Annotated in this window: 21 protein-coding genes and 2 pseudogenes; 12 read left to right on the top strand and 11 right to left on the bottom strand. The window is 61.5% G+C overall.

From position 1 onward, the window contains the following. Window positions 1-37 precede the first annotated feature (37 nt). A complete protein-coding gene (locus tag EV130_RS02595; RefSeq protein ID WP_132659402.1) occupies window positions 38-2,356 on the bottom strand; it encodes a transketolase-like TK C-terminal-containing protein in 2,319 nt (772 codons plus the stop codon). Window positions 2,357-2,558: 202 nt separating this feature from the next. Further along, entirely contained in the window at window positions 2,559-3,572 is a 1,014-nt protein-coding gene (locus EV130_RS02590; protein ID WP_074063931.1) for a 1-aminocyclopropane-1-carboxylate deaminase, read from the bottom strand. A gap of 159 nt (window positions 3,573-3,731) precedes the next feature. Here EV130_RS02590 and EV130_RS02585 point away from each other — a divergent pair, with 159 nt between their 5' ends. Then, window positions 3,732-4,196 (top strand): Lrp/AsnC family transcriptional regulator, encoded by a 465-nt coding sequence (locus EV130_RS02585; protein ID WP_074063930.1) that lies wholly within the window; start codon window positions 3,732-3,734, stop codon window positions 4,194-4,196. 585 nt (window positions 4,197-4,781) lie between these two features. Here EV130_RS02585 and EV130_RS02580 read toward each other — a convergent pair. The 3 genes from EV130_RS02580 to EV130_RS02570 are packed head-to-tail and all read right to left on the bottom strand — an operon-like array spanning window position 4,782 to window position 6,787. Further along, on the bottom strand, window positions 4,782-5,624 hold the full coding sequence (locus tag EV130_RS02580; protein ID WP_132659156.1) for a type 1 glutamine amidotransferase domain-containing protein: 843 nt from the start codon (window positions 5,622-5,624) through the stop codon (window positions 4,782-4,784). Window positions 5,625-5,678: 54 nt separating this feature from the next. Next, a complete protein-coding gene (locus tag EV130_RS02575) occupies window positions 5,679-5,981 on the bottom strand; it encodes a putative quinol monooxygenase (RefSeq protein WP_074063928.1) in 303 nt (100 codons plus the stop codon). A gap of 14 nt (window positions 5,982-5,995) precedes the next feature. Then, a complete protein-coding gene (locus EV130_RS02570) occupies window positions 5,996-6,787 on the bottom strand; it encodes an SDR family NAD(P)-dependent oxidoreductase (RefSeq protein ID WP_074063927.1) in 792 nt (263 codons plus the stop codon). A gap of 97 nt (window positions 6,788-6,884) precedes the next feature. On the opposite strand from EV130_RS02570, the gene EV130_RS02565 reads away from it, so the two are divergent. Then, window positions 6,885-7,805 (top strand): LysR family transcriptional regulator, encoded by a 921-nt coding sequence (locus EV130_RS02565; protein ID WP_132659154.1) that lies wholly within the window; start codon window positions 6,885-6,887, stop codon window positions 7,803-7,805. Window positions 7,806-7,858: 53 nt separating this feature from the next. Here EV130_RS02565 and EV130_RS02560 read toward each other — a convergent pair whose 3' ends face one another. Both EV130_RS02560 and EV130_RS02555 read right to left on the bottom strand, forming a co-directional pair. Then, window positions 7,859-8,650 carry an aldolase gene (locus tag EV130_RS02560; protein WP_074063925.1) on the bottom strand — a complete coding sequence of 264 codons (792 nt, stop codon included), beginning with the start codon at window positions 8,648-8,650 and terminating at the stop codon, window positions 7,859-7,861. Between the two features lie 21 nt (window positions 8,651-8,671). After that, entirely contained in the window at window positions 8,672-9,373 is a 702-nt protein-coding gene (locus EV130_RS02555; protein WP_074065577.1) for a haloacid dehalogenase type II, read from the bottom strand. An 89-nt stretch (window positions 9,374-9,462) separates the two neighbouring features. On the opposite strand from EV130_RS02555, the gene EV130_RS02550 reads away from it, so the two are divergent. Further along, window positions 9,463-10,317, top strand: coding sequence for a LysR substrate-binding domain-containing protein (locus tag EV130_RS02550; RefSeq protein ID WP_074063924.1), 855 nt, complete (start codon window positions 9,463-9,465; stop codon window positions 10,315-10,317). A gap of 493 nt (window positions 10,318-10,810) precedes the next feature. Here EV130_RS02550 and EV130_RS02540 read toward each other — a convergent pair whose 3' ends face one another. Beyond that, window positions 10,811-11,602: an IclR family transcriptional regulator gene (locus EV130_RS02540; RefSeq protein WP_074063923.1), complete on the bottom strand. Its 792-nt coding sequence runs from the start codon at window positions 11,600-11,602 to the stop codon at window positions 10,811-10,813. A 221-nt stretch (window positions 11,603-11,823) separates the two neighbouring features. Between EV130_RS02540 and EV130_RS02535 the strand changes: the two genes are divergently transcribed. The 8 genes and pseudogenes from EV130_RS02535 (at window position 11,824) to EV130_RS02500 (ending at window position 19,938) form a co-directional block, all read left to right on the top strand. Beyond that, window positions 11,824-12,891, top strand: coding sequence for an ABC transporter substrate-binding protein (locus tag EV130_RS02535; RefSeq protein ID WP_132659152.1), 1,068 nt, complete (start codon window positions 11,824-11,826; stop codon window positions 12,889-12,891). 21 nt (window positions 12,892-12,912) lie between these two features. Next, on the top strand, window positions 12,913-14,427 hold the full coding sequence (locus EV130_RS02530; RefSeq protein WP_074063921.1) for a sugar ABC transporter ATP-binding protein: 1,515 nt from the start codon (window positions 12,913-12,915) through the stop codon (window positions 14,425-14,427). Continuing rightward, a complete protein-coding gene (locus EV130_RS02525; protein WP_132659150.1) occupies window positions 14,427-15,389 on the top strand; it encodes an ABC transporter permease in 963 nt (320 codons plus the stop codon). Before EV130_RS02530 ends, EV130_RS02525 begins: the two co-directional genes overlap by 1 nt. Continuing rightward, window positions 15,386-16,327: an ABC transporter permease gene (locus tag EV130_RS02520; RefSeq protein ID WP_074065576.1), complete on the top strand. Its 942-nt coding sequence runs from the start codon at window positions 15,386-15,388 to the stop codon at window positions 16,325-16,327. Before EV130_RS02525 ends, EV130_RS02520 begins: the two co-directional genes overlap by 4 nt. Beyond that, window positions 16,324-17,280 (top strand): amidohydrolase family protein, encoded by a 957-nt coding sequence (locus tag EV130_RS02515; protein ID WP_132549256.1) that lies wholly within the window; start codon window positions 16,324-16,326, stop codon window positions 17,278-17,280. Before EV130_RS02520 ends, EV130_RS02515 begins: the two co-directional genes overlap by 4 nt. Beyond that, a complete protein-coding gene (locus EV130_RS02510) occupies window positions 17,273-18,580 on the top strand; it encodes an alanine racemase (protein ID WP_074063918.1) in 1,308 nt (435 codons plus the stop codon). Before EV130_RS02515 ends, EV130_RS02510 begins: the two co-directional genes overlap by 8 nt. Before the next feature lie 37 nt (window positions 18,581-18,617). Then, window positions 18,618-18,873: pseudogene (locus EV130_RS02505) on the top strand (Rid family hydrolase). Window positions 18,874-18,924: 51 nt separating this feature from the next. Beyond that, the gene (locus tag EV130_RS02500; RefSeq protein WP_074063917.1) at window positions 18,925-19,938 is read left to right on the top strand and encodes a succinylglutamate desuccinylase/aspartoacylase family protein; all 1,014 of its coding nucleotides are present in this window, start codon (window positions 18,925-18,927) and stop codon (window positions 19,936-19,938) included. A gap of 26 nt (window positions 19,939-19,964) precedes the next feature. Here the strand turns inward: EV130_RS02500 and EV130_RS02495 are convergent, their stop codons facing one another. Next, entirely contained in the window at window positions 19,965-21,149 is a 1,185-nt protein-coding gene (locus EV130_RS02495; protein WP_074063916.1) for a hypothetical protein, read from the bottom strand. Between the two features lie 245 nt (window positions 21,150-21,394). Here EV130_RS02495 and EV130_RS33135 point away from each other — a divergent pair. Continuing rightward, a pseudogene (locus EV130_RS33135) lies at window positions 21,395-21,616 on the top strand (Fic family protein); the annotation flags it as partial. 190 nt (window positions 21,617-21,806) lie between these two features. On the opposite strand, the gene EV130_RS02485 reads toward EV130_RS33135, so the two are convergent. Together EV130_RS02485 and EV130_RS02480 are read right to left on the bottom strand one after the other, a co-directional pair. Next, complete coding sequence (locus EV130_RS02485) at window positions 21,807-22,511, bottom strand: 4-carboxy-4-hydroxy-2-oxoadipate aldolase/oxaloacetate decarboxylase (protein ID WP_132549259.1); 705 nt, start codon at window positions 22,509-22,511, stop codon at window positions 21,807-21,809. 89 nt (window positions 22,512-22,600) lie between these two features. Next, complete coding sequence (locus tag EV130_RS02480; protein ID WP_132659148.1) at window positions 22,601-23,443, bottom strand: ABC transporter substrate-binding protein; 843 nt, start codon at window positions 23,441-23,443, stop codon at window positions 22,601-22,603. Window positions 23,444-23,462: the final 19 nt, after the last annotated feature.

Below are 23,462 nucleotides of genomic sequence, written 5' to 3'. Positions count from 1 at the left end.
GCCTCAGAGCGAAGTCCGAGATCGGCGGCATCAGACATCATGGAAATAAGAGAAGCTCGGAGACCGCCGCACCTCGCGTCAGGCCAGATATCGTCCTGACGATGCCGGCCTTGTCGATGCCGTAGTGCCGATAAAGATCCTGCACCGTGCCGGTCTGGCCGAAATGCTCGACCCCGAGCGGTATCGTCCGGTGGCCGTGAACGGCACCAAGCCAGGCAAGTCCCGCGGGATGTCCATCGGTGACGGTGACAAGGGTGCAATGGGACGGAAGGCCGGCGAGCAAGGTCTCGACATGACCCAATGCCCGATTGACGCCGCGGCGCCGTGCCCTTTGGGCAGCTGTCCATCCAGCGTTCAGGCGATCGGCGGAAGTCACCGCCAGCACACCGACATCGCGTCGGCTTTCGCCGAGCAGCCCGGCCGCCGCGATCACTTCCGGCGCGACGCAGCCCTGATAGACCAGCACGACATCGGCATTCGGCCCGGGCGGCTTCAGCCAATAGCCACCATCGATGACGTCTTGGCGGAAGCGCTGCTCGTCGCGCGGCGCCGGCTGCTCCAGCGGCCGCGTCGTCAACCGGAGATAGACAGAGCCGCCCGTCTCGTCGCGCAGCCAGGTGCGTTCGTCCGGCTTCCCGTCGCCATCGCGCTGCATATAATCAAAAGACCAGTCCATGATGATTGCCAGCTCATCGAGGAAGGCCGGTTCGAAACTCGCCAGCCCGTCCTGGCTGATACCGATCAGCGGCGTGGCGATCGACTGATGCGCGCCGCCCTCCGGCGCCAAGGTGATGCCTGACGGCGTGCCGACGATCATGAAACGGGCATCCTGGTAGCAGGCGTAGTTCAGAGCATCAAGGCCGCGGGAGATGAAGGGATCGTAGACCGTGCCGATCGGCAGCAGGCGCTCACCGAACAGCGAATGGGAGAGACCGGCAGCGGTCAGCAGCAGAAAAAGATTCATCTCGGCAATGCCGAGTTCGATATGCTGCCCCTGCGGGGAGAAATGCCATTTCTGCGCCGACGGCACCCGCTCGTCGCGAAACGTGTCGGCCTGCGCGTCGCGGGCAAACAGGCCTCGCCGGTTAACCCAGGGACCGAGATTGGTCGAGACCGTGACATCGGGGGCGGTCGTCACGATACGGGCGGCCAGTGCCGTGTCGGTTTGGGCCAGCGCATCAAGGATTTTGCCAAACCCGGCTTGCGTGGACAGAACGCGATCCGCAAGCAGGACCGGCCCTTCTGTCGCAATGCGTTCCGCCTTGAAGCGTCGCGGCCCCGGCTCGAAGAACGGCACGCGGGCGAGGAAAGCGCGTGCTTCACTGCTGTCGGCCATGGTCGAAAACGGATCCCACTCTGCGCCGGGCGCAACCTTCATTGCCGCCTGGAAATCGGCCATCTGGCTGGATGTCATCAGGCCGGCATGATTGTCCTTGTGCCCGGCAAGCGGCGTGCCCCAGCCTTTGATCGTATAGGCCAGGAAGACCGTCGGCCGGTCATGATCGATACTGTCGAACACGTCGGTCAGCGCCTCCAGGCAGTGGCCGCCAAGATTGTTCATGAGTTCCGCCAGTTCGGCATCGGACCGCCGCTCGATCAACGCCGTCACGTCACCCTGATCGCCGACTTCGTCGAGCAGTCGGCGCCGCCAGGCGGCCCCACCCTGGAAGGTCAATGCTGCATAGAGCTGATTGGGGCAGGCGTCGATCCAGTCCTTCAGGCGTGTTCCACCCGGCTCCGTGAACGCGGCCTTCTGCAGCGCACCATATTTGACGATGACGACATCCCAGCCGAAAGCCTTGAAAATGGCCTCGATACGCTGCCAGAGACCTTCGCGCACCACACCATCGAGGCTCTGGCGATTATAGTCGATGATCCACCATGCATTGCGCAGATCGTGCTTCCAGCCTTCCTGCAGGCACTCGTAGACATTGCCTTCATCCAGTTCGGCGTCGCCAACGAGAGCAATCATCCGCCCGAGCGGCCGTTTCTGCGCCCAGGGTTTGGCGGCAATGTAGTCCTGCACTATCGAGACAAAGGCTGTGACGGCCACGCCGAGCCCGACCGAACCGGTGGAGAAATCGACATCGTCAATATCCTTGGTACGGCTTGGATAGGACTGCGCACCGCCGAACCCCCGGAAATTCTCCAGCTTGTCGCGGGTCTGGTTGCCCATCAGATACTGGATGGCGTGAAACACCGGGGAAGCATGCGGCTTGACCGCGACGCGATCTTCCGGGCGCAGCACATGATAATAGAGTGCCGTCAGGATCGAGGCCATCGAGGCCGAGGACGCCTGATGTCCGCCGACTTTAACCTCGCCTTTATCGCGTAGGTGATTGGCATTGTGAATCATCCAGCAGGCAAGCCACAGGACCTGCTTCTCGACGGATTTCAGAATTGCGATATCGGTGCTTGTCACGACCGTCTCCCAGTCACGCGATCACGTTTTATGAGAAGCCGCCGGCTGCCTTTCGCTTTTGCTCTGGCTGGATCTCGTTCCCATATCTGCAACACCCGGCTGGATGATTATCCTGCCGGGTGGCCTCTGCAAGGCGTTAGCCGTTGCGGAACGTATAGGCATAGCCATTGATGGCCGGCGCACCGCCGAGATGGGCGTAAAGCACCTTCGAGCCTTCCGGGAAGTAACCCTTCTTGACCAGGTCGATCATGCCCTGCATCGACTTGCCCTCATAGACGGGATCGGTGATCATGCCTTCGAGACGGGCGCAGAGCCGGATCGCTTCCTTGGTTTCGGCGGACGGTACGCCATAGACCGGATAGGCATAATCCTCAATCAGGACGATGTCGTCCAATGTCAGGTCCCGGCCAAGCTCGACGAGTTCGGCGGTGCGCTGAGCAATCTCCAGCACCTGGGCCTTGGTCTGGGCCGGCGTGAAGGAGGCGTCGATGCCGATCACATTGCGCTCGCGGCCATCCTTGGCAAAGCCGACCGTCATGCCGGCATGGGTGGAACCTGTCACCGTGCAGACGACGATATAGTCAAATTTGAAGCCGAGTTCGGCCTCCTGCGCACGCACTTCCTCGGCAAAGCCGACGTAGCCGAGACCACCATATTTGTGAACGGATGCACCGGCCGGGATGGGATAGGGCTTGCCGCCTTTGGCCTTGACGTCCTCGATGGCATCTTCCCAGCTCTGGCGGATACCGATATCGAAGCCCTCGTCCACCATCTGCACATCCGCACCCATGATCCGGCTCAGCAGAATATTGCCGACGCGGTCATAGACGGCGTCTTCGTGCGGCACCCAGCTTTCCTGGACCAGCCGGCACTTGAAGCCGATCTTGGCGGCAACGGCTGCGATCATCCTCGTGTGGTTGGACTGCACGCCGCCAATCGAGACCAGCGTGTCGGCATTGGAGGCGAGCGCATCGGGAATGATATATTCGAGCTTGCGCAGCTTGTTGCCACCGAAGGCCAGACCCGAATTGCAGTCCTCGCGCTTGGCATAAAGCTCGACCTTGCCGCCGAGATGCTCTGAAAGCCTTTCCAGCTTCTCGATATGGGTTTGTCCAAATGTGAGCGGATAGCGCTCGAATTTTGCCAGCATGGGATCCCCTTCAGCTTGTTATGACACTGGAGAAACGCTAACATCACTTGGATGAAAGGTGCTCTCAAACTTAGCCAATGGATTGTTCAATATTCGGCATGATCCGCAATTTTTGAGTGATGTCTTTCATAATGCTTAAATTTTTCGGAAGATTCTTTCGTGACTTCGGAACTCGACCGCATCGACCTGAAAATGCTGCGCCTGCTGCAAAACAACGGGCGGCTCAGCAATGCCGAACTGGCGCAACTGGTCGATGTCAGCGCCGCAACCTGCCATCGCCGCACGCAGAGGCTTTTCGAGGAAGGCTATATCAAGTCGGTCAGAGCCATGATCGAGCCGCTGAAGGTCGACAGGGGCGCCCTGGTCATGGTCGGCGTCGTGCTGGATCGCTCGACGCCGGAAAGCTTCGGCGCCTTCGAAAAGGCGGTCGCAAAGCTGAGTTTCGTGTTGGACTGCAATCTGGTGGCGGGCGACTTCGATTACTTCCTGAAGATCCGCGTGCGCGACATGGCCGATTTCAACCGTATCCACGGAACACAGCTGATCGCGCTCCCCGGCGTGCGCCAGACCCGGACCTTCTTCGTGATGAAGGAAGTGGTCGACAATGCGCCACTGAACTTCTGAATAATGCATATATGCTTGATTTCTATCAAGCGCGAGGCGCCAACTTGCCGAGCAGCGCCGGCATGGAAAACAGCGGCGTTGCAAGCGCGATGCTAACCGCTGTCGACGCTTTCGGAACTAGCGCAGGACTGGCATGAACTTGGCGACGTGCGCGACCTGCTGGGACGCTGCGATCAATGGACGTCACGCCCACTGCCAAGGTCGGTGGCCGTAGAGTGGATCGCATGGGGGGAGGAGTGGCTTCAGCAGGCTGACCGACGGCTGGCGGCATCGACAGCGTTCGCCGAACGGACCTACAGAGACTGACTGACTGACTGGATGCCCAGCAAGCGTTACGATCCGTATTTGGGCATCGTGGTCTTCGCGGCGGTGCCAGAAGCCTCTCTTCGAGCATCAACCCGTCACGACAAACTCAACTGCGCCCCGATTATGAGGGAGTGTTGTGGGTCTCCCCGCTGCAGGGGGTGCACCGAGACTTCACGGACCATCGTCATGCCGAGTCCATTCCCCAAAGCCCGAGAGGCCCGCCGCACCTCCTCGCGCGGCGAGCTTCCATCTTTCAAATTCTGCCGTGTCGTTACCGTGCTATTTCAGCCGACGCAGCAACTCATGCGCCACGGCGGGTGCGGATGCGGGATTCTGACCGGTGATCAGTTCGCGATCCACAACGACGTGGCCGGCGAAAGGAACCTCGGCCTGGCTGAACTCACCACCTGCTTTCACAAGCGCATCCTGCGGATAGAATTTCATCTCGCCACCGTCCAGCAAACCCTTCGCCATTTCCTCCTCGCGATTACTGAAAACGGTCAGCTTGTAGCCGGCGTAGATCCAGTCGGATTGCGCCTTCGCAGTCTCTTGCGTTTCGGACGTCGCAACGAAACCGGGCGCGTCTGCGAGCGTGGAAAGCAACGCAATAGGTCCATGACAGACCAAGGCTGTCGTCTTGCCCTGTTCATGAAAATGGGTCAGTAGTCTGCCGAGTTCGGAACTCACCAGGAGATCCTGCATAGGGGCATGCCCACCCGGGACATAGACGGCGTCGAAACGTTCGTAGCCGATCTCTTCGACGCGTGCGAGGCTGATGACCGGTGACTTCTCGCGAGACAGGATGCCAAGTTTCGCCAGCCCCGCTTCACTGGCTTTCATCGCCGCCTCGTCACCACCGAAATACAACTTGTCGATGGAGGTCCTGTCGAGCGATGGCGCCGTACCTTTCGGCGTCGCAAACGCGATCTCGTGTCCGGCATCGAGCAGCGCTTGTACCGGCTGCATGAGTTCATTCAGATAAAAGCCGGTCTGGAACATCTTGCCATCCTTCAGGTCGAGACGGTCGGAATCCGACAGGACGATCAGCACGTTTCCGGCGTGAGCGCTGATGGTGCTCGCACCGAGCGCGAGAAAAATGGCGAGACTGCGCAAAAGCTTCATGGGTTACCCCCGAATGTGAGAAAATCCTAATAAGAACGAAAGGCGGGGCGCAACTCACCCAGCGACTTTGGTCAGCCGGTGGAGTGCAAAGTCGGCGAAATAGTCGGCCACGCCACTTGCCTGAAAGCGTTGCATGGCGGCCCCTTGCATATGCGCGCGCCATTGCTCTTCGCTTGCCCAGTCCTCGACGAAGATGCGAACGCCTCCATCATCGAGCGACTGGTGCAGTTCGTAACGAAGGCAGCCGTCCTCAACCAAAGTCTCTGCGACAAGCTCTTCCTGGGCGGCACCAAGGGCCGCCTCCTTGCCGGGCTTTGCCGTGGTGATGGCGATGATGGTCAAAGGTGCATTCGACACGGATAAGACCTTTCTCAAGCGATGGTGTTGACGAGACCGCCCTCGGCACGCAGAGCAGCACCGTTCGTGGCTGATGAACGGGGGCTGGCGAGATAGGCGACGAGATTTGCGACCTCTTGCGCCTCCACCATGCGCTGCAGGATCGAAGCCGAGCGAGCCGTGGCAAAGAATTCGGCCTCGATCTGCTTGATTGGTGCAGATGGATCGCTTGCCTGGCTGCGCAGGAAAGTCTCGATACCTTCCGAGCGCGTCGGTCCCGGGAGTACGGAATTGACCGTGACATTGGTGGCGCGGGTCAGTTGCGCCAGTCCACGGGAAACCGAGAGCTGCGCTGTCTTGGTGGTCGCGTAGTGGATCATGTCCTGGGGAATGGCGAGCCCCGATTCACTCGAGATGAAGATGATGCGGCCCCAATTGCGTTCCAGCATGCCAGGAAGATAGGCCCGTGACAGGCGCACGCCGCTCATGACATTGACTTCGAACAGGTGGCTCCAGTCAGCATCCGTGATGTCGCCGAACGCCTTGCTCTCGTAGATGCCGAGATTATTGACGAGGATATCGACCGAAGGTTCGACCTTGGCGATGATCGCAGCACCCTCGGCGCTGGCGGCGTCTGCAAGAACCCCGATGATCTCCGATCCGCCCGATGCCTTGACGGCCGCGATCGCACTGTCGAGCTTGGCGCGGTTGCGTCCTGTGATGATGACGCGCGCGCCTTCTACGGCAAGCGTTCGCGCGATTTCCAGGCCGATGCCAGCCGAAGCGCCCGTAACGAGGGCTGTTTTTGCGGTGAGTTTCAGATCCATGTCGTTTCTCCAGATTGTTGCTGGAAACAATCTATGATTAAGCAACGCGAGCAACTATTGCCTTAAAAAGACATGCACTTGTGATTGAGGATCATCAATGCCCCGTATTTTGATGGAGCGCTCGGGCGAGATGGAAGTGTTCGCTCGCGTCGTACAAGACGGCGGATTCTCCGCCGCCGCCCGTAACCTCGACATCACCCCATCGGCCGTCAGCAAATTGATCGCACGCCTGGAAGCCAGGCTTGGCACGCGTCTTCTGGTGCGGACAACCCGCGCTCTGACACTAACGGAAGAGGGCGAGGCGTATCACCATGCGGCACTGAGGATTCTCCAGGAGCTGAACGATGCGGATCAGGAGGCGGCCGGAGGAGCGGTTCGCGGTCGGCTGAGAATCAACACGACGATACCCTTCGGAGCAATGTTCGTGGCACCGGCCATGCCGGATTTCATAGCACGCAATCCCGATCTGATCGTTGACCTCAGTTTCACCGACGGCATTGTCGATCTGGTCGCTGAGAAAACCGATGTCGCCATCCGGATGGGAAATCTGCCAGATAGCGGCCTGATCGCACGCAAGCTTGGTCAAAGCCGGCGGGTGGTCTGCGCGTCACCCGAATACTTGGCGCGCCGGGGTTCACCACAAACACCTGCAGATCTCGAACAGCACGACTGCCTGACATTCAATTTTCGGCGCGCAAGGCCGTCCTGGCCGTTTCGTTGCGGCGGCCAGGACATCGCCCAACCAGTCAAGGGCAGCATCGTCGTGAACAACGGTGAGACGATGAAGCAGATGGCCCTGGCCGGCGCCGGCATTGCCCGGGTGGGTCTGTTTCATGTGGCGGAGGAGATTTCGACGGGGCGGCTTGTTCCACTGCTCCAAGAGCATAATCCGGGAGATCTGGAACTGGTTCACGCCGTTTACGTCGGAGGAGGACCCCTGCCCCACCGTGTTCGAGCCTTTATCGAATATATGGTCGTCACCTTGAGTGAATCACCCCTCTTGCAGGGGAATGCCTGACCACAGCGGTGGAGGAAAAAGCGAACTCCAAACGGCTCGCTTTTCCTCTTCGATCAATCACGGTATTGCGGCTCTTGACGGTCGAGAACGCGCCGGATGCTTTCCAGATGCATCCGGGCACTTTCCGGGTCCCCTTCGCGCATCTGCTGTGCCGCCTGGGCGGCGACCTCCGGCGAAACCGGCAGGAGGCGGCGACCAGTGCTCATCGCCTTCAACTGAACCTCGGAGGCACGCTCGAGATAGTAGAGGTCGTCCCAAGCCTCGGCGATGTTCGGCGCACACACCATCACCCCGTGGTTTTTCATGAACAAGATATCCTTGTCTCCAAGGACAGAGGCGATCCTGTCGCCTTCGCTTTCATCCAGAGCCAGGCCGTTGTAGGCTTCGTCGACCGCCACGCGGCCGTAGAATTTGAGCGCCGTCTGGCCCGCCCAGACCAGTGGCTCGCCTTCCACCATGCTGAGCGCGGTCGCATTCGGCATGTGTGTGTGGAAGGCCGCTCCCACCCGTGGCACCATCTTGTGCAGGCGCGCATGGATGAAGAAGGCGGTCGCTTCGGGAACGCCATCGCCGGCAACGACGTTGCCCTCGAAGTCGCAGATCAGCAATGACGAGGCATTCGCCTCCTGAAAGGCCCAGCCTAAGCGATTCACGATGAAAAGGTCCGGATGGCCTGGCACAATGGCGGAAAAATGGTTGCAGATCCCCTCCTCGAGGCCGAGTCGCGCCGCCATCCTCAGGCACGCGGCGAGATCCACCCTTGCCTGCCAGATCTCGTCCGTGTCCAGCGACACATTGCGCCGGAGCGCCGGCTGTCCCTTCGCAATATTCAGTTCGTGAGCCATCTCTGTCTCCCTGGCGATGCGTTACATCCAGCCGGCCGCCGCGAGCACGGCCGGGACCTTGTCGAGCGTCGGGACGATTTCATTCGGTTGATAATCCGCGAGCGGTTTTCGGTCCGTCCCGCGATCGACCCAAACCGTACGAAAGCGCAGTTCGCGCGCCGCGGCAAGGTCGAGATGCGGACTGGCACAGATATGCAACAGATCGTTGATGCCGACGCCGAGACTGTTCCAGGCGTAGTGGAAGATCTTTGCAGTCGGCTTGTAGGCCCTCGCCTCTTCGGCAGTAATGACACGGTCGACGTGCCCCCCAAGCTGGGCGACATTGCCGGCAATGATCGCATCATCCGTATTTGAGATGATCGCCAGGCGAAAATCAGCAGCTTTCAGAGTCTCGAGCGTCGCGACGACTTCCGGAAATGGAGGCATCTTGCCGATCGAGGATGTCAGGAGCTCGGCGTCTTCAGGTTCGAAGCTTAGGCCGAATTCGCCCATCGCCTTTTCCAGCGCCAGAGCGCTCACCTGTTTGAAGGAACGGTGCGGGCGCTCTTCTTCCAGCGCATGCTCGTGGCGGTCGTAGGCGCCGATGAAGGCCCGCTGGTCGATGTCGCCGCCTTTGGAAAACAGGATCCTGTCCATAGCCGCGAGCAACCCCTCGTCCCACTGGATCAGGGTTCCGTAGCAATCGAATGTCAGCCAGGTGGGCCGGGTGCCGGGAAGTGTCATGGCGATCGTCTCCTTCAATGCCGGCAGATTGACAAAGGAAGATGTCATTGAGAAATTAAATGTCTCCATCACCTTCATTGGAAAAGCAAATGAGCTTCGGTTTCGATCTCGATCTTCTCAGAACCTTCGCAGCCGTCGTCGATTCGGGCGGTTTCACCAAGGCCGCCGAGCGCATTCACCTGACACAATCGACCGTCAGCCAGCAGGTGAAGAAGCTCGAGACCAATATCGGGCAGGCGCTTCTGCTGCGCGACAAATCGACGGGCAGCGTGCAGACAACGGAGGCCGGCGAACTGCTTTTAAGCTATGCCCGCAGGCTGCTTGCCACTGCCGAGGAAGCCATGGAGGTGATGCGCAAGCCTGCCGCGCCGAAGACTGTTCGCCTCGGGGTGCCTGAGGATTTCGCCGGCCGGCGGCTGATCGACCTGCTGTGCGGATTTTCGGCCGCCTCGCCGCATATCCGACTCGATACGGTGAGCGGCTGGAGCACGGAGCTTCGCCGTCTGTTAGACGCGGGTGAGATCGATCTTGCGCTGATCAAGCGCGAACCGGGTGATGGGGCGTGCCTGGCGAGCTGGAAAGAAGAGCTGATCTGGGTGGAGAGCGCGGCCCGTGCTGTTGAGATGGATCCAGTGCCACTTGCGGTCTTTCCCGTAGGCTGTATCTACCGGGATCGCGCCATACGGGCGATCGAGCGCAGCGGCCGTCGCTGGAGGATCGCCTATACAAGCCAAGGTCTGATGGGTGTGCAGGCGGCTGTTGCTTCCGGCCTCGGGATCAGTCTCCTGCCTTCCGACGCGGTGCTTGCCGAACATCGGCAACTCGGAGCAGTGGATGGTTTCGAGGACCAGCCCGCATCCGAGATGGCCTTGGTCAAGGGCCGCGCAGGCTTGTCCAACGAAGCCAAATACCTTGGGCGTTTTCTGGCAGATAACCTGGCTTAACGTCCGCAAGATAGTTTGCATGTAGAGGAAGATCTCTTGTCGCGGCAGTAGCATTGTTATGCCGTCCACGTGCCAACGGCTCGTTCAGCCAGGCTGAATGGCTCCGGAGGCGAAAGGATATCCATGGAGGGCACCGGCGGTAGTAGCGGAGGCACGAAGCCCTTACCATTACGAAGAGCTCGTGGCCTCAGGCGACATAGCGTTCGGCCCAAATTCGATCTGCATCGACGATGGGATGCCTACGAACCGATCTTCAAAAAGGGTTTAGCAGCGCAATTTCCCGCTTTCCGCCGGCACGATCCCGATCTCCAGATCTATGGCCGCGTCCCTCAAGGCTGAACGTCCTTGTCCGATCTCGGCACAAGGCTAGCCCTTGTCCCCGGCGCAGCGCTCGTCACTAAGGCACTCAGACCCGCGACATAGAGAAAAACGAATGCCTCGTTGGCGCCAAACGCGACGTTGCGCCAAACCAACGCCTTCGCGCCGTCGAGTTCTACGGCAAGCTTCGTTTTGGTCGCATTGGGGCTTGATCTAGGTTCGCAGCGGCCTTCTTCAGACAGTCGAGATAATGGTCCCGGTTTGCAAGGCCGTCGTCGCGCGGCGTCACGAGGCAGAGGGTTGCGGCTGCATGGCCTTCTTCGCCCCGCACCGGTACGGCAAAACAGTGGGTGAAGCTGTCGACGATGCTGTTGAACGTGAAGAGACCTTCACGCTCGGCCTGGCGCACCTCGGCGATGAAGCTTTGTGGATCGAGCCACTCGCCAGTTGGCAGACGGAAATCCTGCGGCGGAATGAAGTTCAGGATTTCCTGATCCGACAGGTGCGCGACAAGTAGGCGGCCCGACGCCGTCCACGGGATCGGCACCGACTGCCCGACATCCGTCGAAATGCGGAATGGGCGTGCGCCTTCGCGCATGCGAACAACCGTGTATTTGTTTCCATCCAGCATGCAAAACTGCGCTGTTTCCCGCGTCTCGTCGGCAAGCAGTTCCAACGCCGCCTCGCATTCGCGGGTAAAATCAAAATGGTTCTCATAGGCTGCGCCGAGGAAATACAGCTTGCGGCCGAGATAGACACGCCCTTCGCCGCCGGTGAATTCCAGAATGCCATTCTGAAGCAGCAGGTTGACGAGCTCGTAGACCGACGAGCGCGGCGCGCCGATTTGCGCGGCAATTTCGTTCGGCTTCAGGGCCTGCCGTTTCTGGCGCAGGAACTCGAGGATCTCGAAGGCGCGGTCGAGTCCTCGGGCTCGTTTGCCGGCTGCTACGTCCTGAACTGCATCCATTGTTGTCGGTCTCTCTTTTTTCGGCCCGAGCTTTTCAGACCGTCTGTCTCATCTGTCAATCGATCCCGTCATCCATCGCTCATGAAATTTTCCGAGCCCTCTTGCGAGGTAAAAAAATCGGCATAAGATCACCTCGTCCGGTATATAGATCATATGTACGGTATATTGGACAAAGACAATGGGCAAGCCGTGAACGCTGCCGCACAAAAAAGGGGATCGACATGAAGAATCTTGAAAATGGCATTTCCGCTTCGCTATGCCGCCGACTTCTTGCGGGTGCTGCCGCCGCCGCGGCACTCCTCGTCTTTTCAGCCGGCACGGCCTCAGCCGCCAATTGCATCAAGGGCGACAGGAAGGCGCCCTACACGGTCGGCTGGGCGAACATCTACTCGGTACCGACCTGGATGAAGCAGACCGAAGGCACCATCACGGCTGAAGTGGAGGAGCTGAAGAAGGCTGGCCTCGTGAAGGAGCTGATGATTACGGACGCGCAGGGCAACGCCCAGACGCAGATCCAGCATATCCAGTCGATGATCGATGCCAATGTCGACGCCATCGTCGTGATCGCCGGTTCCTCCAACGCGCTCGACCGCGTCATCTCCGATGCCTGCGACAAGGGCATCGCCATCGTGAATTTCGACAGCCTCGTCAACACTGACAAGGTGACTGCGAAAATCAATACCGATTCCAATGAATGGGGCGCGACCGCTGCCAAGTGGATGGTCAGCCAGCTCGGCGGCAAGGGCAAGATCATCATCATGAACGGTCCGGCCGGCATTTCGGTGAGCGACGACCGCCGCAAGGGCGCCCAGCCGATCCTCGATGCCAATCCCGGTCTACAGGTGATCACCGAGACGAACACGGAATATAACGTCGCTCCGGCACAGGAAGCGATGACCAGCCTGCTCTTTGCCAATCCCGAAATCGACGGCGTACTGTCGCTCGGCGGCGCGCTATCGGCCGGCTCCGTCCTCGCCTTCGAGCGCCAGGGCCGCGACCAGGTGCCGACAACAGGCGAAAACGCGCGGCAGTTCCTGGAGCTCTGGAAGGAGAAGGGACTGAAGAGCTGGGCGACCATGCAACCCAACTGGCTCGGCGCGCTTTCCGTTTACACGGCTGTCCAGGCGCTGGAAGGCAAGGACGTTCCGGCCTTCGTCAAGGTGCCGCTGCCTGTCATCGACGAGAGCACGATCGGCAGCTACCTCGCACGGGCCGACAAGTTCCCGGCTGACGGCTATATCTACTCGGACTACGACAAGGTGCTCTTCGACAAGCTTCTTGCCAAGTAATCCGCGCTGAGGGAAGCCGCCATGACGGAAAAAAGGCCCCTGCTGGAAGCCCGGCAGGTGTTCAGGGGATTTTTCGGCAATCCCGTTTTGAAGGGCGTCGACATCGCCCTTCTGCCGGGCAGGGTTCACGCCTTGCTCGGCGAAAACGGCGCCGGAAAGTCCACACTGATCAATCTCCTGTCCGGGGCTCTCCAGCCGGACGGTGGTTCCATCCTCGTCGAGGGCAAGTCCGTCGGGCGCTTCAGCCCGGCGGATGCGCGCGCAGCGGGTATCGCCGTAGTTCAGCAGGAGCTGAGCCTCACGGCCAGTCTCTCGATTGCCGAAAACGTCGGTCTCGGCGCGTTTCCGCGCCGGTTCGGTCTCATCGATTACAGAGCGCTTCATCACGGCGTCCGGGATGTCTGCGACATGGTGGGGCTCACCGAGCCCCTCGACATGCCGGTCGCCGATCTCGCGCTTGGCCGCCGTCAGATGGTGGAAGTCGCCAAGGCGCTGTTCCGAAAGCCGCGCGTGCTGATCCTCGACGAGCCGACTTCATCGCTCTCCGCTCACGAAGCCGGCATCCTTGCCCGTCTGATCGAGACGCTGAGGGACCGCGGCACGGCACTTCTTTATATTTCCCACCGCCTCAATGAGGTGCAGGCGCTCTGCTCGCATGTCACGGTGCTGAAGGACGGCGTGGTCACCGCGGACCAGTCGCTGTCTGGCATCGACGGCGAAGGCCTGGTGCGCCTCATGGTCGGCCGCGAGACCGGCGACCTGTTCCCGCCCCGCCTGGCCGCAGCACCCGGCGCGATGCGCATCCGTGTTGAAGGCTTTTCCGCCGGCGTGGTGCGTGACGTCGGCTTCTGCGCCCGCGCTGGCGAGATCGTCGGCATCGGCGGGCTCGTGGGACAAGGGCAGGAAGACCTGCTGCTCGGCCTCTACGGCGCGATTCCGGCCGCGGCTTCCAGAGCGGAGGTTTCAGGCAATTCCGGCCTGCCCGCCAATGTCGGCGTGGCAAATGCCGCGGGCATCGTCTATGTCCCTGCCGACCGCAAGCACGAGGGGCTGGTGATGCCCCATTCCATCGCATCCAATCTCATCCTTCCCTCGCTTGGACGGCTCGCCGGCAAGGGGCTGCGCGACCGGCAGGCGGAAAACGGCCTCGTCGCCGATCTCGCGCTCCGACTGAAGATCAAGGGCGATACGGACCGCCAGGTGCAGGCGCTTTCCGGCGGCAATCAGCAGAAGGTGGCGCTCGCGAAATGGCTGCCGCTCGATCCCTCCGTACTGCTCCTTAACGATCCGACGCGCGGCGTCGACATCGAGACCAAGCGAGAAATCTATCTCATGCTGCGTGCCTTCGCCGCGGAGGGGCGGCTCGTCATTCTGGCCAGTTCCGATACGCCGGAGCTCGTGCATCTCTGTGATCGTGTCGTGGTTCTGCGCGAGGGGTGTGTCGCGGCGGTACTGTCGAACGATGAAATCACCGAAGGAGCGATCGTCGGCGCGGCCATGGGCATCACCACCACGACGCAGGGAGAGGCTGCCTGATGAGAGCAAGTTCCCCAACGCGGCTCTACGGCTCGATCCAACTCCGCCGCAACCGCGGTCTGGCCGGCCTCTATCTGGTTGTCGCCGCCTTTCTCATCCTCTATGCGATGCTCTTTCCTGGCATCCTTTCCATTGGCGGCTTCTCCAAGTTCACGCAGAACTGGTTCCCGCTCGCGCTCGTCACCATGGCGCAGGCGCTGCTGATGCTGAACGGCGGCATCACACTGGCGATCGGCCCGCTCGTGAGCCTCGGAGCCGTGATCGCCGCAACGACGATGGAAGGAGCGCTCGGCGTGCCAGGCGGCATTCTTACGGTCGCACTCGCCGGTCTTTCGATCGGCGCCGTCATCGGCGCCATCGTGACGCATTTGAGGTTGCCTGCAATCATCGTCACGCTTGCCGGCTCCTTCATCATCGGCGGGGTCGCGCTCATCCTGCTGCCGAGGCCGGGCGGGTTCATTCCCGATTGGCTGTCCACGACGCTGGCCGGTCACACACCCGTCGCCTTTGTGCTGCTCGTCGTCATCCTGGCGCTCTGGAAGGCCTTTCTCGCAACGCCGCTCGGCCTCGGCATCTACGCGGCCGGCGACAATCCGGTCGGCGCATTCCGCTCCGGCGTCCCGGTCGAGCGTGTGAAGGTCGTCGCCTTCGCGCTGTCCGGTCTTCTCGCGGCACTGACCGGTCTCTTCGTCGCTGCGCAGACCGGCTCGGGCGATCCTGTTATCGGCACGCCCTTCACGCTGAACTCGATCGCCGCCGCCGTGCTCGGCGGAGTGGGTTTTCTTGGCGGCAAGGGCACGATGCGTGGCGCGATCTGTGGCAGCCTGCTGCTCTCGGTCATGATCAACGTCATGTTCTTCCTGGGCTTCCCGCCGGTCGCGCAATATGTCGCGCAGGGTCTGATCATCGTTGGCGCGGTCGCTGTGCCGGAACTTCTCGCTCAATGGAAGGCAAGGCGATGAACACGATCAGGTCCGCGTTCCGCAATCCGCCGTTCCTGACCCTCCTACTGGTCGCACTCGTCTGGATCGTCGCAAGCTTCACGCTGCGTGGTTTCGGCGCCTATGGCCACCTGCGCTACCTGCTCGAACTCGCCGCGGTGATCGGCATCGCGGCTGCCGGGCAGACGCTCGTCATCCTTATGGGCGGCATCGATCTTTCCGTCGGCGCTGTCATCACTGTCACGGCGATCCTGCTGCCGCTTTTTTCGCCGGCCTGGGACCCGACCGGCCTCGTCGGTATCGCGGTGGCCCTAGCCATCGCCACTGGCATAGGCCTCATGAACGGCGCGGGCGCTGCCTATCTTCGCGTGCCGCCGATCATCATGACGCTTGCCATGGCGACCTTCCTGCAGGGCTTGCTCGTCATTGTCGCCGGCGGCAGCGCGGTCACCGTCAGCAATCCGGCGGTCATTCTGCTCGGGCAGGCGCGGCCGCTCGGCATCCCGGCCGGTATCATCCTGTGGCTCGTAGTCTCAATCGCCATTCTCCTGCTCGTCCACCGCATGCCGATCGGCGCGCGTTTCCTGGCACTTGGGGCGAATCCGCTGGCTGCCCGGCTTTCCGGCGTCAGCGTCACCCGCAACACGCTGATGGTCCATACCCTGTCGGGTTTTTTCGCAGGGCTTGCGGGCATTCTCGTGCTGGGCATGAACCGGCAAGGCTATGTCGGTATCGGCGACCCCTATCTGCTGACGTCGATCGCCGCCGTCGTGCTCGGCGGCACCTCCATCCTTGGCGGCCGCGGCACCTATGCCGGGACCATTCCGGGGGCAATCCTGCTCGTCACGACGACGGCGCTGATCACTGTGGTCAACGCCTCCCCCGGCTGGCGGTCGATCATGTTCGGCACGCTGATCCTTGCGCTTCTGCTCGTATCCGGCCGCGAGGCGCGCAGATGACGAGGCGCTATGACGGGCCGGTGATCGATCCGCACCATCATCTCTGGGACCTTGGGCTGCAACGTCATCCCTGGCTACAGAAGGCGCGAGCGTCCGGGGAGGATATGGTCTTCGGCAGCTTCGCGCCGATCTTGCGCGACTACGGCGTCGACGATTATCGCGCCGACGCCGCGCGCCAGAACGTCGTTGCAACGGTGCATGTGGAGGCCGGCTGGTCCGATGCGCACCCTCTGGAAGAAAGCCGCTGGCTGGATGGCCTCGACCGCAGCTCCGGCGTCGCGCATCGCTATATCGCGCGTGTTCCTCTCGACGGGCCGGATGCCATACGCTTGCTCAGGGCCGAAGCGGCAAATCCGAATGTCGTCGGCATCCGTGATATCGTCAGCTGGCATCCGGAAGCGGCGAAGAGCTTCGCCTCGCGCCCGAACCGGATGGGCGATCCCTCCTGGCGGGCGGGGCTTGCCGAAGCCACGCGGCTCGGGCTGGCCTTCGATCTGATGCTTTTTCCCTGGCAGATGAGCGAGGCGCTCGAGCTCGTGCAGGATTTTCCGGAAACGCTTTTCGTGCTCAACCACGGCGGAAGCCCCACTGATCGGAGCGAGGACGGCATGGCGCGCTGGCGCCGCGGCCTGCAGGCGATCGGTAGCGAGCCGAACGTGCGCCTGAAGATTTCCGACCTCGTCGCCTACGACAGCGAATGGACGCTCGAAAGCCTGCGGCCGGTGATCGAGCATTGCCTCGATTGTTTCGGCCCGGCGCGCTCCATGTTCGCGAGCGACTTTCCAGTCGCGGGCCTGCACGCCTCTTTCGACGAGGTCTATCAGGTTTTCCGCACGGTCGTCTCGCAGCTGTCTCTCGAGGAGCAGCGCGACCTGTTCTTTGCCACTGCCAATGACACCTATCGCCTCGGCATCGCCGAACCGGTCGAGATCAGGAGCGGCTACCATGTCTGACCTTCATACCGCGGAAAACGCGTTGATCGACGAGCGGGTGCGCGGTTTTCCGCCAGGCAATCCGCCGCTCCCGATTGCTGCAATCGGCAAGCAGGGATGGAAACCCTATGACGGCAGGATGGCCCTGCCGCTGATCTCGCTCGACCGGCAGGCCTTCTCCTGCAATGTCGATCTGATGATGGCCTACGTAAGGAGCCACGGCGCCGAGATTGCTCCGCACGCCAAGACACCGATGTCGACGGCGCTGGCGCACGCTCTTGTGACCGCAGGCGCCTGGGGTACAACGGTCGCCGACATCCGCCAGGCCGCCGTCCTGCTCAAGGCGGGACAGCGCCGCCTGATCCTCGCCAACGAGATCGGCGGGGCCGCCGCTGCTCGCCGGCTTGCGGCCATGCTCGCCGATTATCCCGATGCGGAACTGCATGTCTTCGTGGATTCGACAACCCTCGTCGATGCACTTCGCTCAGCCTGGCAGCAGCGTGCGGATCTGCCGCCCCTCGGCCTGCTGGTGGAGTTCGGCGCCGGCCGCGCCGGTGCTCGCAACGCCGTCGTCGCCGAGGCAATCCTCTACGCAATACTTGCGGTGGAGACACCGACGTTCGGGCTGACCGGCATCGCCGCCTATGAGGGTGCGGCCGCGACCGCCGATGCAAAAGAGACGATGCTTCGCGTCGACGCGCTGATGGCGATGACAGCGGATTTCCTGCCGAAGTTGCGCGCCCGCATAGGCGACGCGCGGCCGCTCATGGTCACGGCTGGCGGCTCGGTCTATTTCGACGTGGTGGTCGCGCGGCTTGCAACCGCCGTTGCGGCCGATCCCGCCTGCCGGCTCGTTCTGCGTAGCGGCGCGATCTTCTTCCACGATCACGGTATCTACGAGCGTGGCCTTGCCGGCCTCGATGCGCGCGGCGGTTTCCGCATCGGCGACGAGACGTTTTCGGCGGCCGCAGGTTTCCGTCCGGCGCTGCGGGTCTGGGCCGAGGTCTTGTCGCGGCCGGAAGCGCAGCTTGCGATCTGCGGCATGGGCATGCGCGACGTGGCGATGGACCAGGGCCTGCCGCAGCCGTTAGCGCTCTATCGCAATGGCGCCTACCTCGCCGATCTCAGGGGCGCCGAAGTTTTCCGCCTGAACGATCAGCATGCCTTCGTCGCCCTTGCCGACGATAGCGACGTCGCTGTGGGCGACGTCATCGAGTACGGCATCTCGCATCCCTGCACCTGTCTTGACCGGCATGCTATCCTCTACGGCCTCGACCCGGACCATTCGGTGACGGCGGCCTATCTGACCAGCTTCGGCTGACTTCGCCCTCCAAGGGCAAGAAAGGCAAAACCCGCCCATGATGCAGCGTTATCAGATGGTCCGCGTACGAGCCAAACCGTCAGCTAAGTGGGTCTCGTCTATCTTGCCGGCCAGGTCGCAGAAAGTCGAAAGGCGCACATTGAGGTCCAGACCCGCGATGTGCTCTGCAAGATCGACGTCCTGTTGAAGGAAGCCGGTATGGACCGCTCGCGCCTCATAGCCGTCACCGTCTTCCTGCCCGCTCGCGCCTGCGTCGAGGTAGCCTCGCCGATCCCGATGTGCGCATCGAATGACCACGCTCGCCGACCTCTGACGGGATTATAACCGTCCACACTGGAGACATCATGCATAGTGGCCTCGTCAATCCGATCGACTTTTCGCGCGAGGGCCGGCAGGCCGGCCACCTCGCCATTCCCTATTCGATCGACCGCTCGCCCTATTATCAGATCCGCATTCCTGTCCTTCGCCTGAAGAATGGCGCGGGACCGTCTTTGCTGCTGATGGCCGGCAACCACGGCGACGAGTATGAGGGCGAACTCCAACTCGGCCGGTTGATGCGCCTGTTGGAGGTAAAGGGACTTCGTGGCGCCGTCACCGTCCTGCCGATGGCGAACCTGCCGGCGGTGATGGCGGGCAAGCGCTGCTCGCCTTTTGACGGCGGCAACCTCAATCGGGCGTTTCCCGGCGATCCCACCGGGTCACCGACGGCGCGCCTCGCTCATTTCCTCGAACACGAGCTCTTTCCCCGCCATGACGTCGTGCTCGACCTGCATTCGGGCGGCACATCCATGGCGCACCTACCCTGTGCGCTGATCGAGCGGCAGGCGGATGGCGCCCGCTTCGAGCGGTCCGTCTCGCTGCTGCGGGCGATCGGCGCATCGCATGCCTTCATTGCCGACAACGGGCCAACCGCCCCGACATCGATGGGGGCTGCCGGGCGGGCGGGAACCGTCGGTCTTTCCGGCGAGTTCGGCGGCGGCGGAACCGTGACGCCTGAGACAATGGCCTTCACGGCGGCGGCGATCGACCGGCTGCTCGTGACACTCGGCATCATCGAGCGTCCGGTCTTGTCGCGCGTGCCGCTCCCCGAACCGGGATCATTGCAGCTGCTTTCACTGTCCCGGCACAGCCAGGGCATCTATGCGAACCGCAGAGGCTGGTTCGAGCCGGCCGCGGCACTTGGCGCCACCGTTTCCGCCGGCGAACTTGCCGGATGGTATCATGACCTGGAACGCCTGGAGCAGCCGGAGGAAGAGCTGCGCTTCGTCGAAAGCGGCATTGTCATTTCCCACAGGCTGCATTGCGACAGCCAGGCCGGCGACTGCCTGATCCAGGTCGCTGAACCCATCGCATCCTGAGGAGAGCGTCCTGAGCGCTAATCCGCTTAAGTGATGACGTCGACCGCTGCCTTGACCCAGTCGAGACGCTTTGCCGGTATGAGGCCGTAGTTGTAGAAGTTCACGCCGTCAGCGCCGGCATCGACGGAGGCTCTGGCGCGTGCGGCCAGGACCGCAGGCTCTCCGACCTCGGGATAGAAGACGCGCAGGCCCACCCCGAGGAACTTTCCCGGTCCGATTGCCGCCCGTCCGGTCCGAATGACATCGCCGATGACACCCGGAACCATGTCGTAGCAGCAGAGGATGACCCCGTCGCAGAGCTTGCCGATGGCTGCAAGATCGACGCCGCCGAGCCAGCCGTCCTTCAGGTCGATGAGCACGATGCGGGTCGCCGGATCGGCGGCCGCCATGATCTCGCCGATCAGACTGGTTACCGGTTCGCTGCGCCAGGCAAGATAGCCGTGCAGATCCGGATAGTCGCGAAAGGCATCGATGCCGGCTGCCGGGAAGTCAGGGAACTGCCGTTCCGGAACAACCCGTTCGCACAGTTCCGCGATGAAGCGCACGACCGATCTGCGCGCGCCTTCGACCGGCACGCCCGCCTTCGTGGCGCGCGCCGTGCAATGGTCGCAGAAGCAAAGTGACAGTAGGAAATCGTCTTCGGCGTTCAAGCCGACACCATCTTTCTCGTGATGGTATTCATGCGCGAAACCCATGAAGTTCGGACTTTCGAGTTCCACCATATCGGGCTGGTAGTTCGTCGTGATGTCGCGCACGAGGGTGACAACATAGGCGCGCGCCGCCGGGCTGGAGGGGCAAAGGTTGTAATAGTTGGGATTGCCAAAGGCATTCCGCGTCACGTGATCGGGATGCAGCATGCCCAGACGGGTATTGTGGAGGCAGACCGTCCAGCAGGAGACCTTGAGACCCGTCGTGTCGCGTCCCCTGACGAGTGCGTCCAGCATATCACCGCGCTCATCTACATTCCTGGCCATCAGCGGCCGGATCACCTTGCCCTGCCATAGGCTTTCATCAGGCCGGAAGTAGACCGTCCCGTCCTCGGGGAAATAGGCCTTTTGCAGCGGGCTCCGTGGCTGAAGGAACCGGCCAGCATGATAGGAGGTCGCCAGGCTGACCGCTGTGAGGCCCGCACGGTCGCGAAGGTCGGCGACAAGTGCTGCGAGCCCCTGGTCCTGGACATCCCACGGGTAAGCCCACATGGAAAGATGCATGCGTACTCCCTTCAAATCTGTCCGTTTTATAGAACACGTGACCATTATAGTGTCCAGCCTTCATGAACACCGAGAGAAGATTGGGACACACGGAGAAGGACCGCTGGGGCTGAAATTCAGGGACGGTTCTGTATTCGCGGGCTAACCGACCCAACCGATGACGACAAATATCAAATGAGAGAAACAGCTCCCTTGAAGCTGTAGTCGAGTCTCGTGCACGCAAGATCGCGGGACGCGAGCTCCATGAGATCGCGATCCGGTTCCACCATCGCCTGGTCGCGATTCACCCATTTCCGAACGGAAATGGTCGTCATGCGCGCCTGGCGGCTGATGTTCTGATTGAGCGGCTTGGCGGCAAGCCTTTCAGCTGGGGCGGTGGCAGTCTGGCCAACGTCGGCCAACTGCGTGCACGTTATGTCGCAGCACTACGTGCGGCGGACGATCATGACATCGGACCGATGCTGGAAATTCGCACGCAGCCGAGTCGAGAGAGGGGTCACGTTACACAGAATTATTTCCGCTCTGCGGGAGAGTGGCGCCTTGAACGGATATGAACCGGCGACGCCCAAGCAGATCAACTCGGTGTCTGATAGACCGAGCCTGTCGGCATGACGGATATTTTCGTGACTTGCCTGGGGGAGCGCCGAGGTGTCTTTCTCAAGTAATTCGATGCCCTACGCCGATAAACCAGCTATCGACGACGAGGCCCTTGCCCTTCAGCACGGGTTCCAGCTTGCTGACCTCGATGACCGATTTCCCCTCCTTGTAGGCGGCGATATAGCCGGCTTCGGCATCTTCGCGGGCCTGTGAGAGTCTTGCTGCTTCCTGTGCTTCCTGCCTGCGCACGACCACCAGTCCGTCGGCATCGCCGACCATGATGTCGCCGGGATTGATGGTTTCGCCGCCGACGATGATCGGATCGTTCACAGCCGCAATGGTTTCCTTCACCGTTCCCTTGATGCAGACACTGAGCGAGAATACGGGAAAACCGAGCTCCCGCAGCTGCAGCGTGTCGCGCACGCCGGTGTCGGTGACGAGGCCGCCGATACCCTTTGCAAGGCAGGCATTGGCAAGAACATCGCCGAAGGAGCCGGCCTCCTCGTATTCGCCGGCCGATACGACGATAATATCGCCGGGTTTCGCATAGTTGATAGCGAGCTGCAGCATGATGTTATCGCGCGGTGCGCATTTCACCGTAAAGGCCGGACCGCACAGCTTCATGCGGTAGTCCACGGGCTTGAGGCGGGAGGAAAGCGCGCCGCGGCGACCCTGGGCCTCGTGGATCGTCGCCGGCGAAAATCTGGAAATCGCATCGATATCGGCTTTATCAGGCCGTTCAGTGATATCTTTTATATGGATCATGGATGCCTCACATCTTTGATCGACGGCGCACATGCCCCGTCGTCTGATTCTTTGGAAATCGTCGCTGGATGACGTCGAGGCCGATCGGCCTATGGGATCGGGTCGAACTTCAACTCGGAGAGCGGCAGGACCTTATCGGTGCGGGTCATCTTGTATTCGGTGTTCTGGCCGAGCCACTTGTCCCAGATCTTGTTGATCTCGCCTGACCCGTCGAGCTTGTGCAGGATTTCGTTGATCTTGGCCGTGAGCGCCGGCTGATCCTTGGCCATGCCGATGCCGATCGGCTGATACAGCATCGGCTCCTCGATCATCCGCATTTCCTTGCCCCTGCTCTTCGATTCATTGACGAACTTGGTCGTCGTCATCGTGTTGGCCACCATGCCGCGCGCCTTGCCCTGCTGGACCGCGAGATAGGCAGAGGCGGTATCCTGGAATGTCAGCGGATCGGACTTGTTGAGCTTGATGGACATTTCCGAAGTCGAGCCCTTGGTCGAAGCGATGCGCTGGCCTGCGTAATCGGCCTTGTTCTTGCCTACGTCGTCCGCCGGGACGATCAGCATTTCCTTGGCGAGATAGTAGGGATCGCTGAACTGGATCTGCTCGGCGCGGCTCAGCGTATAGGCAAGGTTGGCGACCGTGATGTCGACGCGGCCAAGCTTGACCTCGGGCACGCGCGCCTCCACCGAAACTGGCTTGATTTCAGCTTTGACGCTCATTTCCCTGGCGATGGCACCGCAGAGGTCGACATCGAAACCGGCCATTTCACGAGTCTTCGGATCAGGCGAAGCGAAGGGAGGAACGTCGGCGAAGGTCGCGCAGCGCAGGATCTTCGAAGACATGATGGTGTCGAGCTGATCGGCGTGCGCGGGCACGGCCGCGGCCGCGGCCAAGCCGGAAAATGCGACGGTGAGGCTCAGGCATTTCCAGTTCATTGCTGTTCTCCTTTGTTTT

Source organism: Rhizobium azibense (assembly GCF_004342325.1).
Classification (GTDB): domain Bacteria; phylum Pseudomonadota; class Alphaproteobacteria; order Rhizobiales; family Rhizobiaceae; genus Rhizobium; species Rhizobium etli_B.
Note: the sequence above shows the minus strand (reverse complement) of the source record. Positions and strands in the feature narration are given on the sequence as shown.